Below are 13625 nucleotides of genomic sequence, written 5' to 3' on the forward strand. Positions count from 1 at the left end.
TCGCTCGCCACCTTGGCTTCCCGCACGATCTTGCCGTTGGCGTCAACCACACACACGCTCGAGCATTCCAATGACACGTCGATTCCGGCATAGTGCTCCATGGTCGTCTCTCCTCGATGCTTGGAGCGAGGTCCATCCTCGACTCCGTCACACCATCAATGTGAGGGACGACCGCCCGCCCTCCAAGCAAGCCGCGCGCAGCGCGCCACCCATAGCGCCGTAGCAAGCGCGGCTTGCTTGGAGGGCAGACCGCGGCCCGTTACCCCATCTACGATTTCGAGCTACTCCGCCTTCAGGTCTTCCGGCCGCGGCATCGAGATCACGTTGTAGCCGGAATCGACGTAATGGATTTCGCCGGTGACACCGCCGGAGAGATCGGACAGCAGATAGAGCGCAGAACCGCCGAGCTCATCAAGCGTCACGCCGCGGCCGAGCGGCGAATGCTTCTGCTGGAACGCGAACATCGCACGCGCATCGCCGATGCCCGAGCCGGCGAGCGTGCGCACCGGACCCGCTGAAATCGCGTTGATGCGGATGGCGCGCGGGCCGAAATCGGCGGCGAGATAGCGCACGGAGGCTTCCAACGCCGCCTTCGCGATCCCCATCACGTTGTAATTGGGCATCACGCGCATCGAGCCGCCGAAGGTCAGTGTGATCATGGCGCCGCCGGTTTCCGGCATCAGCTCGGCTGCGCGCTTGGCAATCTCGGTGAACGAAAAGCAGGAGATCAGCATGGTGCGCGAGAAATTCTCGCGCGTGGTGTCCGCATAGCGGCCCTTGAGCTCGTTCTTGTCGGAGAAGGCAACGGCATGGACGAGAAAATCGAGCTGGCCCCATTTCTCGCGCAAGGCTGCGAACACCGCATCGACGCTGGCAAGATCCTCGACATCGCAGGGCAGCACCGTGTCGACGCCGAGCGACTGCGCCAGCGGCTTGACGCGCTTGCCGAGCGCCTCGCCCTGATAGGTGAAGGCGAGCTCGGCGCCCTGCGCGTGGAGCGTCCTGGCAATGCCCCAGGCGATCGAATGATCATTGGCGACGCCCATGATCAGTCCGCGCTTGCCTTTCATCAGGTCCTGCATCGTGCTCACCACTCTCTTTATTCGTCATGCCCGGGCCTGTCCCGGGCATCCACGCGCTTTCGGCGCCTATGGCAAAGACGTGGATGGCCGGGACAAAGCCCGGCCATGACGGTGAATCAGCCAGTCACCTGGCAAACAATCTCACGCATCCAGCCGCTTGAACACCAGCGTCGCGTTGGTGCCGCCGAAGCCGAACGAATTCGACAACACGGTGCCGAGCTTCGCATTGTCGATGCGCTTGCGCACGATCGGCATGTCGGCAAAAACAGGATCGAGCTCGGTGATATGCGCGCTCTCGCAGATGAAGCCGTTGTTCATCATCAAGAGCGAGTAGATCGCCTCCTGCACGCCGGTGGCGCCGAGCGAATGGCCGGTCAGCGCCTTGGTCGCCGAGATCGGCGGGCATTTCTCGCCGGTGCCGAACACTTTGCGGATCGCCTCGATCTCCGGCGGATCGCCGGCAGGCGTCGAGGTCGCGTGCGGATTGATGTAATCGATTGGAGTATTCACCGTCGACAGCGCCATGCGCATGCAGCGCTCGGCGCCTTCGCCCGAGGGCGCCACCATGTCGTAGCCGTCGGAGGTCGCGCCATAGCCGACGATCTCGGCATAGATACGTGCGCCGCGCGCCTTCGCGTGTTCAAGCTCTTCCAGCACCACGACGCCGGCGCCGCCGGCGATGACGAAACCGTCGCGGTTGATGTCGTAGGGGCGCGAGGCGGTGGCCGGCGTATCGTTATATTTCGACGACATGGCGCCCATGGCGTCGAACAGCACCGATAGCGTCCAGTCGAGTTCCTCGCAGCCGCCGGCGAAGATCACGTCCTGCTTGCCCATCTGGATGATCTCGGAGGCATTGCCGATGCAGTGGTTCGACGTCGCGCAGGCCGAGGAGATCGAATAGTTCACGCCCTTGATCTTGAACCAGGTCGCAAGCGTCGCGGAAGCGGTCGACGACATGCCCTTGGGAACCGCGAACGGACCCACCCGCTTCGGTCCCTTGGTGCGCGCGATGTCGGCGGCCTCCACCAGCGTGCGCGTCGACGGCCCGCCCGAACCCATGATGATCCCGGTGCGCTCGTTGGAGACTTCGTCCGCCTCGAGCCCGGCATCGCGGATCGCCTGCTCCATCGCGACGTGATTCCATGCCGCACCGTCGGCCAGAAACCGCATCGCGCGGCGATCGATCACCTCAGCCGGCTTGAGCGTCGGCGCGCCTTGCACCTGCGAACGGAAGCCGAGCTCGGCATATTTCTCCGCGCGGGAAATCCCGGACTTCGCCTCGTGAAGGCTCGCAAGCACTTCCTGAGTGTTGTTTCCGATGGACGAGACAATGCCCATCCCGGTGATGACAACCCGCCTCATGATCGCCTCGCCCTGCCGTTAGTTTTCTGTGCGATGGTTTCGGTCACGCCGGGGCCGTGCCCTGCTTGAACAGCCCAACCTTCAAATCCTTCGCGCGATAAATAATCTCGCCATCCATGGAAAGCCAGCCATCGGCAATGCCGAGCACCAGCCTCGAGCGCATCACGCGCTTAATATCTACGTTGTACACAACCTTGCGCACATTCGGCAGAACTTGGCCGCCGAATTTCAGCTCGCCAAGACCGAGCGCCCGCCCGCGTCCCTCGCCGCCGATCCAGCCGAGGTAAAAGCCGACCATCTGCCACATCGCATCCAGGCCAAGGCAGCCGGGCATGACGGGATCGTTCTTGAAGTGGCAGCCGAAGAACCAGAGATCCGGCTTCACATCGAGCTCGGCACGCACCAGTCCCTTGCCGAACTCGCCACCGGTCTCGGAGATCTCGCTGATGCGGTCGAACATCAGCATCGGCGGCAACGGCAACTGGGCATTACCAGGACCGAACATCTCGCCCCTGCCGCACGCCAGCAAATCCTCGTACTCATAACCGCTGCGCCGCTCCAGCATCGTCTTTCCACTCTCCTCAATGTCCCGGTGAAGCGCTCTCGAACGAACCGGACCGTTTCCCCGGCGGGACAAGATTTCCCGCAACGCGGCGCTACCTTGGGCGCGAACGGCGTCTCTACCGAATTCGCATATGTGGTCCGCGCGCTCTGTAACATAGGCATGAAGGCGCGGCAAAGTGTAGGAATGGGTTAAATTGCTGCATCCCCAGAGGGTTCCGGTCGAGCCGCGTTGGCCGGCACAGTTGCGAGAAACTTGCATCTGAAGGATTTCCTTCTTATAGTCTTTGGAATATTGCCCGAGTTAGGTGTCTAGAGTGCATATGAGCGACGAAGTTCCGCATGTGAGCGATGACGCTGGTCAGATCGCCCGCGGCCCCGGTCATCAGCCGGCGCTGACCGGTTGCCCATGGCATGACGTCAATGAGATGCTGCAGGCGGCAGGCCTTCGGCCGACCCGTCAGCGCATGGCGCTGGGCTGGCTCCTGTTCGGCAAGGGCGCTCGCCATCTGACCGCAGAAATGCTTTACGAGGAGGCGACCCTCGCGAAGGTTCCGGTGTCGCTGGCCACCGTCTACAACACACTGAACCAGCTTACCGACGCCGGTCTGCTGCGCCAGGTCAGCGTCGACGGCACCAAGACCTATTTCGACACCAACGTCACCGCGCACCACCATTTCTATCTCGAGAACAACCACGAGCTCGTCGACATTCCCGACCCGCATCTGGTGCTCTCCAAGATGCCGGATATCCCGGAAGGCTACGAGATCGCGCGCATCGACATGGTCGTGCGGCTGCGCAAGAAGCGCTGATCCTTGTCCCCGCGAAGGCGGGGACCCATAACCACAAATTTCGGTTTGTTGCGAAGGCGTCTGCCAGCGCGCCCTATCGTGAGATCACGCGGGATAGGTCCCGGCTCAAGGCCGGGATGACACCGTTAATCTGTCTTCCTGGCTAATCCACCTTCTCGTCGGCGTAGACGCCCCACAGGCGCTGCTGCTCGATCCAGCCATCGAAGCCGTTGCCGGTGACGCGGCACCAGCTATTGGCGCATTTCCTCACCTGCGCGATGACGCCGGCCTGCAGCCGCGCCGCCACCGCACTCGTCGGGTCTGGGCGATCGTAGAGCGAAGCCAGGTCGTCCTTGTGCTTCATCGTGACGACAGCAGTGCGGCGGCCCGACAGCAGCGAATGATAGACCCAGCCTTCGGCGCCTTCGGAATCGCGCACCCGGCGCCAGTTCTCGAACTCGGCAGTGATTTCGACCGGCAGGCCGGAGCGGGTATAGACCCAGGCGACGTCGTTGTCCTTGGTTGGGCCGGCGCGGACGTTCACATGATCGGACTTGAGGCTGACGTAACGGGGTATCGGCAGGCCGCTAGTGGTCGGGCTTGCATCCTTGGCCGAATGTCCTGGAGATACCGAGGTGCCGAGCATGCAACCTACCAGCATCGCCAACCAACTCAACCGCCCCAACGCCATCAACTCGTCTCCTACTGAGAACGCCAACTCAAGTTCTGCGAGTTGAACCCGTGAACGCCCAGAACCCCAGACCCTTGCGCCGCGCGTCGATGCCCCAGCCCGTCTTGCCGAGGGGTTCTTGTGTTGGCCCGGTCTTCTGCTAGAGAGGACGGAACGTTGAGAACCAGAACGCCCGACTTTTCCTTGGAAACCCGAGGCAATCATCGGGGAACCCAGGGAAACGTGAAGGAAACGCCGGGACCGCGCAGCAACCGCAGTTTCGAACAACCGGGTTAATGAGGCCTGAACGGCGAAGCCTTTGACGGGCCGAAGCCTCATGAGAGCAGGACATGTCGGTTAAGAAGAAGCCTCTCGTCGTCGTCACCCGCAAGCTGCCGGATTCGATCGAGACCCGGATGCGCGAATTGTTCGACGCAAGGCTCAATCTCGACGACACGCCGATGACGTCGGAGCAGCTCGCGGAGGCCGTGCGCACCGCTGACGTGCTGGTGCCAACTGTCACCGACCTGATCCGTGAGGACGTTCTCAACCAGAATGAAACCAAGCTGCGGCTGATCGCCAATTTCGGCAACGGCGTCGACAATATCGACGTCACGGCAGCGCATGCGCGCGGCATCACCGTGACCAACACGCCGAAGGTGCTGACCGAAGATACCGCTGACATGACCATGGCGCTGATCCTCGCCGTGCCGAGACGGATGATCGAGGGCGCCTCGATCCTGACCGAGGGCAAGCACTGGCCGGGCTGGTCGCCGACCTGGATGCTCGGCCATCGCATCGGGGGAAAACGGCTCGGCATCATCGGCATGGGCCGCATCGGCCAGGCGGTCGCGCGCCGCGCCCGCGCCTTCGGCCTGCAGATCCATTATCACAACCGCCGCCCGGTGGCGCCGCGCATCGCCGACGAGCTTGGCGCCACCTATTGGGAGAGCCTCGACCAGATGCTGGCGCGGATGGATATCCTCTCGGTGAATTGTCCGCATACGCCTGCGACCTTCCATCTGCTTTCTGCGCGGCGGCTGAAGTTGATCCGCAAGGACGCCTATATCGTCAACACCGCGCGCGGCGAGGTGATCGACGAGGACACGCTGATCAAGCTGATCGAAGCCGGAGAGATCGGCGGCGCCGGCCTCGACGTCTATGAGCACGAGCCCGCAGTCAATCCGAAGCTGGTGCGACTCGCCAAGGCAGGCAAGGTGACGCTGCTGCCGCATATGGGGTCGGCCACCATCGAGGGCCGCGTCGAGATGGGCGAGAAGGTGATCATCAACATCCGCACCTTCCTCGACAACCACAAGCCGCCGGATCGCGTGCTGCCGAGCATGTTGTAACGAATATCTGTGGTCGTCCCCGCGAAGGCGGGGACCCATAACCACAGGGAGTTGTTGTGGCGCGAGCAAGCGCTTGCAGCGGAGCACATCACGAAATCCTGTGGTTATGGGTCCCGGGTCAAGCCCCATAGGCGCTAAAATAGGGTTGAGAGGTAGGTTTGTTTGTGATTCCAACCTGGAATGACAGACGAATCGCTTGTGAATGAGGACTGGGCAACGGTTGTTGCCCGGCTTGGCGGAGCGGAGATGCTCAACGCTACGGCGCGCGAGACCAGGGCTTTCGTTCGCCCGCGCGAGATCAGCAATGCAGTGGATTTGCTGCGGCTGATCTTGGCCTATTGCCTTGGCGAACGGGGCCTGCGGTTGACGGCGGCATGGGCGACGTCGGTCGGCCTTGCCGATGTGTCCAACGTCGCTCTTTTGTACCGCCTGCGTCAGTGCGGAGATTGGCTGGCACTGCTGGTGGGTCAGGCGCTGGCCGCCGCGGCCCCGAAGGCCAGCCAGGGTCGGCTGATCCGCATCGTCGATGCCACCACCGTGCGGAAGAAAGGACGAGGTGCGAAGAATGGGTTATGGCGCATTCACAGCGCATTCGATCTTCCGCAGGAGCGCTTTGGGCACTTCGAGCTGACCGATCAGCAGGGCGGCGAGAGGCTTGACCGCATCCCGGTGGTCAGAGGCGAGATCCGCATTGGTGATCGCGCTTATCTCCGACCGGACCGTATGGCGACACTGAACGAGGCCGGCGCGGACTTTGTCATCCGGGCGGGCTGGAAAAGCGCCTGCTGGCGTGATGCTGAAGGCCGTCCGGTCGATCTTGTGGCGGTGCTGCGAGAGGCGCGAAGCGATCAAATCGACCGCCCGATCTGGATCAAGCTCAAGCGTCGTCCTCCGCTTGCCGTGCGTCTGGTGGCCATCAAGAAACCGTCGGAGGCGGCTAGCGTCGCGCGGCGCAAAGCGCGCCAAGAGGCACAGCGGGGAGGTCATCAGCTCTGCGGACAAACGCTCGATGCTGCCGATTGGGTCATCCTGGTGACGTCACTGCGGCCGACCGACTTTGCGACCGCTGATGTTCTGGCGCTCTATCGACTGCGATGGCGCATTGAACTCGGCTTCAAGCGGTTGAAAAGCCTGATCGGCTTGAAGGGACCGCCAGCAACCAGCGAGCGTTCCGCCAGGCCGCATATCCTCGCCCATTTGCTGGTTACTCTCTTGCTCGAGCCGTTCGTCGACGAACTCGAGGACTCTCCCCGCTTGGCGAACGCCGCCTGACCCGACCCGGCGCCTGGCGGCTGCTTCAGCAACTGATCGCCTCACTCCTGCAGGCGATCATCCCTCAACCGACAATCGCCTGCCTCCGCCAAACCCGCCGCGTACTCTGGCGGCACCTTCGAGAGCCGCCAAGACGCGCGCGCCGATATCAAACCATGATCCAGCTAATTTAGCGCCTATGGGGTCAAGCCCGGGACGACGGAGATGCCTCCTTCGATCTCCGCCGCTCCCGCTTGCGCCACTCCGCGACGAACGCCACGAAGGCGGCGAGTGCCGGCGGCGGTTGGCGCCGGCTCGGGTAGTAGAGAAACGGGCCTGGGAATGGCCCACACCAATCATCGAGCACGCTGACCAGCGCGCCGGATTTGACGCCATAACGCACATATCCCTCGAACGTGGCCCAATAGCCGACGCCGTCATGGACGGCGCGGAGCGCAAGCCCGAGATAGGTTGCGATCAGCTTGGCCGGCGGCGACACCTTGACCACGCGTCCTGCTTTTTCGAACTCCCAATCGTACATCGCGCCGCTGCCGAAGCGGGTGCGGATACAGGGATGGTCGAGCAGGTCCCTTGGCTGCGTCGGCCGGCCATGCTGCGCGACATAGTCGCGCGAGGCCACGACCGCGTAGCGCTGCGGCGGCCCAAGCGATACCGCGATCATGTCCTGCGCGAGATGCTCGCCATAGCGCACGCCGGCATCGAACCCTTCCGCGACGATGTCGACGAACGCGCTCTCGGCGATGATCTCCAGATCGACTTGCGGATATTTTGCCAGGAACGGCGCCACCATCGGTGCCAGCACCAGGTCAATGGCCGGCGGCGGCGCATTGATGCGCAGGCGACCTGACGGCACGCCGCGCAAGCCGCGCACCTGATCGAGCGCCGCGCCGACGTCGCGCATCGCAGGGCCCACGCGCGCAAGCAACAATTCGCCGGCCTCGGTCAGCGCCACGCTGCGCGTGGTGCGGTTCATCAGGCGGACGCCGAGCCGCTCCTCCATGTCGCGCAGCCGCTGGCTGAGGCTGGAAACCGAGACGCGCTGCTCCAGCGCCGCGCGCCGAAAATTCTGCGTGCGGGCTACGGCAAGGAAGGCTTTGAGGTCACGAAGGTCGAAATCCTGCATTGTTCGATATAGTGAACAAGCTATTCTCAATTGTCCAGCTTATCGAAATAATCAACGTGGCGCATATCAGCCTCGTCACGTGCGGCCTCCCGTCCCGCCGCCATTTCGAGGAGAAACTGCCATGGAAAAACGCAAACTCGGCTCAACTGGCCCGGAGGTCTCGGCGATCGGTCTCGGCTGCATGGGCATGTCCGACTTCTACGGCCCCGCCGATCGCAGCGAGAGCATTGCCACCATCCACGCCGCGCTCGATGCCGGGATCACCTTGCTCGACACCGGCGACTTCTATGGCATCGGCCACAATGAGATGCTGATCGCCGAAGCGCTTGCCGGCCGCAGCCGCGACAATCTGCAGATCTCGGTCAAGTTCAGCGCGCTGCGCGATCCCAACCGGGGTTTTCTCGGCTACGATAGCCGGCCAGTCGCGGTGAAGAACTTTGCCGCCTATTCGCTGCAGCGGCTCCGCACCGACCATATCGACATCTATCGGCCGGCGCGGCTCGATCCCAGCGTGCCGATCGAGGAGACCGTCGGCGCGATCGCCGACCTGATCAAGGCCGGGCACGTCAGGCATATCGGCCTTTCGGAGGTCGGCTCGGAGACTATCCGCCGTGCGCACGCCGTGCATCCGATCGCCGATCTGCAGATCGAATATTCGCTTGTAGCGCGCGGCATCGAGGACGACATCCTGAAGACCTGCCGCGAGCTTGGCATCAGCATCACGGCTTACGGCGTCCTGGCGCGCGGATTGATCAGCGGCCACTGGTCGAAAGAGCATTCCGGCGCGCAGGATTTCCGGCTGATGAGCCCGCGTTTCCAGGCCGGCAATATCGACACCAACCTGGCGTTGGTGGATTCACTTCGCACCATCGCCAAGGAGGTCGGCGCATCTCCGGCGCAGGTCGCGATCGCCTGGGTTGCCGCGCAGGGCAAGGATATCGTGCCGCTGGTCGGCGCCCGCCGTCGCGACCGTCTCACCGAGGCGCTCGGCGCGCTTGAGGTGAAACTGACGGATGCCCATCTTGCCGCGCTGGCAAAAGCCTTCCCGCCCGGCATCGCCGCCGGCGGCCGCTATCCGGAGGAGCACCTCAGGCACATGGGCAGCGAGAAGCGCGCTTCCTGACACTCAAAGATGCCCGCTCAGATCGGTGATGACGGGGTTGTCACCGTTGAGCGGATTGGCCGGATCGCGCGCGTAACGCAGGGTCTCGAAGCGCATCGCGCGCGCATCCACCATTAACAAACGCCCGACCAGGCCCTCGCCGAAGCCGACGATCTCGCGGATCGCCTCCAGCGCCATCATCGAGCCCAGCATGCCCGCGAGCGCGCCCATCACGCCGGCTTCCGCGCAGGCCGGCACCGTGCCCGGCGGCGGCGGTTCGGGAAACAGGCAGCGATAGGTCGGATTGAACTCGCCGGCAGCGTTCTTCTCATGCGCGCGGATCGTGGTCAGCGAGCCGTCGAACACGCCGAGCGCGGCCGTGATCAGCGTCTTGCCGGCGAGGAAGCAGGCATCGGAGACGAGGTAGCGCGTTTCGAAATTGTCGGAGCCGTCGAGCACGAGATCGTAGCCGCCGACCAACGACATCACGTTGTTTGCGTCGAGCCGCGCCGCATGCGCCTCGAAATTGACATGCGGATTGAGCGCATGGATTTGCTCGGCGGCGCTGTCCACCTTGCGTTTGCCGATGTCCGGCGTCGCATGGATGATCTGACGCTGCAGATTGGAGAGCGACACGATATCGTCATCGACGACGCCGAGCGTGCCGACGCCAGCCGCCGCCAGATACATCAGCGCCGGCGCGCCAAGGCCGCCGGCACCGATCACCAGCACGGAAGCTTCTTTCAGCGCCGCCTGTCCAGGCCCGCCGACCTCGCGCAGCACGATGTGACGGGCGTAGCGTTCGAGTTCGTCAGCAGTCAGCATTGTTGCTTACATCCTTATCGCCACCGCCAAACCCTCATGGTGAGGAGCCGCGAAGCGGCGTCTCCTGACGATGCTATCGCATCGCCGGGCGAACCATGAGGCCCGGACCTCGCCCGTGGCCCATCCTTCGAGACGGCCGCTTCGCGTCCTCCTCAGGATGAGGTCGGAGTCGTGAACCCAGGTGTGGTTGTTGCCGACCAAGCAGATGTGCATAATCGACCCACCGCGCAATAACCTCCCGGATTTGTCATGAGATCGGTGCTTTCGGCAACATTGATGGTCGTGACAATGGGGAGCGCACAGGCGCAGGTGACCCCGCCGTCCACCGCCGGCGCCAAACCGAAGACAGTCGCGGCCGTGCCGGTCCGCCCCGCGCTGCAGAAGCCCGAGGAGACGGCCAACGGGATGGCGCAGGCCGAGCGGCTCGCGCTGCAATCCGATCTCGCCTGGGTCGGCCAGTATAATGGCGCGATCACGGGCGATGTCAGCGAGCGCATGGTCAACGCGATCAAGGAATTCCAGAAATCGCGCGGCGGCAAGCCGACCGGCGTGCTCAACCCGCAGGAGCGTGGCGTGCTGGCCGAGACCGCGCGGCGCAAACAGGAGAGCGTCGGCTGGCGGATTGTCACCGAGCCCGGCACCGGAGCGCGGCTCGGCATTCCCTCAAAACTGGTTCCGCAACTCGCAAGCGGTGTCGACGGCGCCAAATGGACGTCACCGACGGGGACGATCCAGGTCGTGCTGGCGCGCCGCAAGGAGGCGAGCCCGACCACCGCAAAACTTGCCGAGCGCGAGAAGAAGGAGCCGGGGCGGACCGTCGACTATACCGTCGTCAAGCCGGATTTCTTCGTGCTGTCGGGCCTGCAGGGGCTGAAGAAATTCTACATCCGCGGCACGTTCAAGGGCGACGAAGTTCGCATCCTCACCATCCTCTACGACCAGGCAACTGAAAATACCGTCGAGCCGGTGGTGATCGCGATGTCGAGCGCGTTCAACCCGTTCCCATCAGGTCCCCAGGTTGCAGGCCCCCCGCCGCGCAAGACGGTGGAATATGGCACTGGCGTTGTCGTCAGCGACGACGGCGCGATCGTGACCGACCGCTTGGCCACCGACGAATGCATCGCGATCACGATTGCCGGTTACGGCAATGCCGACCGGATCGCCGAAGACAAGGAACACGATCTCGCGCTGCTGCACGTCTATGGCGCGCCCGGATTGAAGCCGCTGAATATCGGCGCCACTGGCGCAAAGCCGGCGCTCGACCTTACCGGGATCGCCGATCCGCAGAATCAGGGCGGCGGCAACGCCGTGAGCAGTGCCAAGGCGACGGCGATGGCTGTCGGCAACGATGTCACGCTGACGCCGGCACCTGCGATCGGCTTCTCCGGCGCGGCGGCGCTCGATACCGACGGCAAGTTCGCCGGTCTCGCTTTGCTGAAGCCGGTGGTCGTCGCCGGTGCGGCGAATGCGGCACCCGCATCGCAGGCGATGCTGGCGCCGGCCGAGACGGTGCGCGGCTTCCTGAAAGCCCATGGTGTGACCGCGAATGGCACAGCGACCGACGCAAAGGCCGCCGTGGTGCGCGTGATCTGCGTGCGGAAATAGCGCTCGCTCCTCGCCTCGCCCCGCTTGCGGGGAGAGGCCGGATGCATCGGCAGATGCAATCCGGGTGAGGGGCTGCCTCCGCGAACTCATCTCTTACCGAATTTGCGGAGACAGCCCCTCACCCCAACCCTCTCAGGGCGAGCTCTGCTCGTCCCTCCCCCGCAAGAGCGGGGAGAGGGAGCCGACGTCACGCCAATCTGAACCTTACCCCCGCACGCGCCAGCCCACCGGCGATCCCGATCGGCGTGCCGTCGGCGCGCCAGCAGGCGGCGCCCAGCATGCGGCCATCCTCATCAAATTCGATCGCGTTCATGCCGCCGGCGACGGAAGATACCGGCGCGACCGTATGGCCCATCGCGGCAAGTTTCTCGCGCACGCTCTCGGGAACGGCGAGTTCGACTTCGAGCGCATTGCCCTCGGTCCATACCCGCGGCGCCTCGACCGCTTCCTGCAGGCTCATGCCGTGATCGATCAGGTTGATCAGCGCCTGCATTGCGCTGGGGAAGATGCGTTTTCCTCCGGGCAGGCCGAGCGCATATCTCAGTTTGCCATCGCGCAGCGCCATCATCGGCGACATCGAGGTGGTGACGCGCTTGCCGGCCGCCAGCGACAGCGCGTGGCCGGGACGCGGATCGAACAGATGCATGTAATTGTTCGCGATGGCACCAAGGCCGGGGATCAGGATCTTGGCGCCGAACAGATTGTTGATGGTTTGCGTGGTCGCAACCACATTGCCGAACGCATCCGCCGCCGTCAGATGCGTGGTATGCGCGCCTTCGAGCTGCGCAACGCCCGCGCCCCAGGCCTGCGCCCGATCGGCATCGATCGCATGGCGGCGCTCTTCGGCATAGGCTTTCGACGTCAGCCGCTCGACGGGCACGTTGACATAGGCGGGATCGCCGCTTGCCGCTGCGCGATCGGCGAAGGCGATCTTCAGCACTTCGGCGAGATAATGAATCGTCTCGGCGCTGCCGAAACCGAGGCTCGCGATGTCGTAGCCTTCGAGGATGTTCAGCATCTCCGCGATGTGTACGCCTGATGCGGCCGGCGGCGGCGGTCCCAGGATGGCCCAGCCGCGATAATCGGCGCGGATCGGTTGGCGCTCGACGGTCTTGTAGGCCGCGAGATCGGCGCGGCGAATGTATCCGCCATTCTTCTCCATGTAGTCGACGAGGATATCGCCGAGCGAGCCCTGATACAGCGCGGCCTCGCCGTGCTCGGCGATATGGCGCAACGTCTCCGCATATTCGGCCTGCATCAGGCGTTCGCCGATCTTCAGCGGCTCGCCGTCCGGAAGATAGATCGCCGAAATCGGCTTGTCCTTGCGCATATCGGCAGCGCTCTCGCGGATGCATTCGTGCAAGTAAGGCGTCACCGCATAGCCGCGGGCGGCATGCCTGATCGCGGGCTGCATGACATCGGCAAGGCTCATGGTGCCGAATCGCCGCAGCGTCTCGCACCAGGCCATCAGCGTACCCGGCACCGCCACCGCCTTCGCACCCACGCAATTCTCATTGTCGATGGTGTCGAACACGTCATGCGCCGAACCCGGCTTCGAACTGTAGGTGTCGGGACGGACCGCGAGCGGCACGGTGCTCTGGCCGTCGATGAAGCGATGCGTGCCGTCAGCGAGACGGATATGCGCCATGCCGCCGCCGATGATGCCGACCATCATCGGCTCGACCACGGTCAGCGTGAACAATGTCGCGATCGCCGCATCGATGGCATTGCCGCCAGCGGCCAGCATCTCGGCGCCCGCGCTTGAGGCCAGCGGATGATTGCTGACCACCATACCGCGGCTGGAGATGGCTGGTTGCTTCTCGCACTCGAAATGTGTCGCCGCGCGATCTCGCCAATTCTCGCTCATGACGTCGCTC

General features: G+C 63.9%; 12 protein-coding genes. 5 read left to right on the forward strand and 7 right to left on the reverse strand.

Features of this window, described 5'->3' with window-relative positions; genetic code table 11:
- Positions 1–281 precede the first annotated feature (281 nt).
- From fabI to fabA, 3 genes are all read right to left on the reverse strand, one after another.
- Positions 282–1082 (reverse strand): enoyl-ACP reductase FabI, encoded by an 801-nt coding sequence (fabI, locus tag AC5ZG5_RS25090; RefSeq protein ID WP_456644485.1) that lies wholly within the window; start codon positions 1080–1082, stop codon positions 282–284.
- Positions 1083–1223: 141 nt separating this feature from the next.
- Complete coding sequence (gene fabB / locus AC5ZG5_RS25095; protein WP_130227506.1) at positions 1224–2447, reverse strand: beta-ketoacyl-ACP synthase I; 1224 nt, start codon at positions 2445–2447, stop codon at positions 1224–1226.
- Positions 2448–2490: 43 nt separating this feature from the next.
- The gene (fabA, locus tag AC5ZG5_RS25100) at positions 2491–3012 is read right to left on the reverse strand and encodes a 3-hydroxyacyl-[acyl-carrier-protein] dehydratase FabA (protein ID WP_027580962.1); all 522 of its coding nucleotides are present in this window, start codon (positions 3010–3012) and stop codon (positions 2491–2493) included.
- 319 nt (positions 3013–3331) lie between these two features.
- Here fabA and irrA point away from each other — a divergent pair, with 319 nt between their 5' ends.
- Positions 3332–3820 carry an iron response transcriptional regulator IrrA gene (gene irrA, locus AC5ZG5_RS25105; protein ID WP_456644486.1) on the forward strand — a complete coding sequence of 163 codons (489 nt, stop codon included), beginning with the start codon at positions 3332–3334 and terminating at the stop codon, positions 3818–3820.
- Between the two features lie 142 nt (positions 3821–3962).
- On the opposite strand, the gene AC5ZG5_RS25110 is transcribed toward irrA, so the two are convergent.
- On the reverse strand, positions 3963–4490 hold the full coding sequence (locus AC5ZG5_RS25110; protein ID WP_456644487.1) for an SH3 domain-containing protein: 528 nt from the start codon (positions 4488–4490) through the stop codon (positions 3963–3965).
- A 329-nt stretch (positions 4491–4819) separates the two neighbouring features.
- Here AC5ZG5_RS25110 and AC5ZG5_RS25115 point away from each other — a divergent pair, with 329 nt between their 5' ends.
- Both AC5ZG5_RS25115 and AC5ZG5_RS25120 read left to right on the forward strand, forming a co-directional pair.
- Entirely contained in the window at positions 4820–5821 is a 1002-nt protein-coding gene (locus AC5ZG5_RS25115) for a 2-hydroxyacid dehydrogenase (protein WP_456644488.1), read from the forward strand.
- 246 nt (positions 5822–6067) lie between these two features.
- Positions 6068–7093, forward strand: coding sequence for a transposase (locus AC5ZG5_RS25120; protein ID WP_456644489.1), 1026 nt, complete (start codon positions 6068–6070; stop codon positions 7091–7093).
- Between the two features lie 184 nt (positions 7094–7277).
- Here the strand turns inward: AC5ZG5_RS25120 and AC5ZG5_RS25125 are convergent, their stop codons facing one another.
- Entirely contained in the window at positions 7278–8216 is a 939-nt protein-coding gene (locus tag AC5ZG5_RS25125; protein WP_456644490.1) for a LysR family transcriptional regulator, read from the reverse strand.
- A gap of 121 nt (positions 8217–8337) precedes the next feature.
- On the opposite strand from AC5ZG5_RS25125, the gene AC5ZG5_RS25130 reads away from it, so the two are divergent.
- Entirely contained in the window at positions 8338–9339 is a 1002-nt protein-coding gene (locus AC5ZG5_RS25130; RefSeq protein ID WP_456644491.1) for an aldo/keto reductase, read from the forward strand.
- 3 nt (positions 9340–9342) lie between these two features.
- Here AC5ZG5_RS25130 and AC5ZG5_RS25135 read toward each other — a convergent pair whose 3' ends face one another.
- Positions 9343–10143 (reverse strand): HesA/MoeB/ThiF family protein, encoded by an 801-nt coding sequence (locus tag AC5ZG5_RS25135; protein WP_456644492.1) that lies wholly within the window; start codon positions 10141–10143, stop codon positions 9343–9345.
- 249 nt (positions 10144–10392) lie between these two features.
- Here AC5ZG5_RS25135 and AC5ZG5_RS25140 point away from each other — a divergent pair, with 249 nt between their 5' ends.
- Positions 10393–11748 carry a serine protease gene (locus tag AC5ZG5_RS25140; RefSeq protein ID WP_456644493.1) on the forward strand — a complete coding sequence of 452 codons (1356 nt, stop codon included), beginning with the start codon at positions 10393–10395 and terminating at the stop codon, positions 11746–11748.
- Between the two features lie 187 nt (positions 11749–11935).
- Here the strand turns inward: AC5ZG5_RS25140 and ggt are convergent, their stop codons facing one another.
- Entirely contained in the window at positions 11936–13615 is a 1680-nt protein-coding gene (ggt, locus tag AC5ZG5_RS25145; protein WP_456644494.1) for a gamma-glutamyltransferase, read from the reverse strand.
- Positions 13616–13625: the final 10 nt, after the last annotated feature.

The sequence above is a fragment of the Bradyrhizobium sp. Ses1 genome (genome assembly GCF_059512365.1).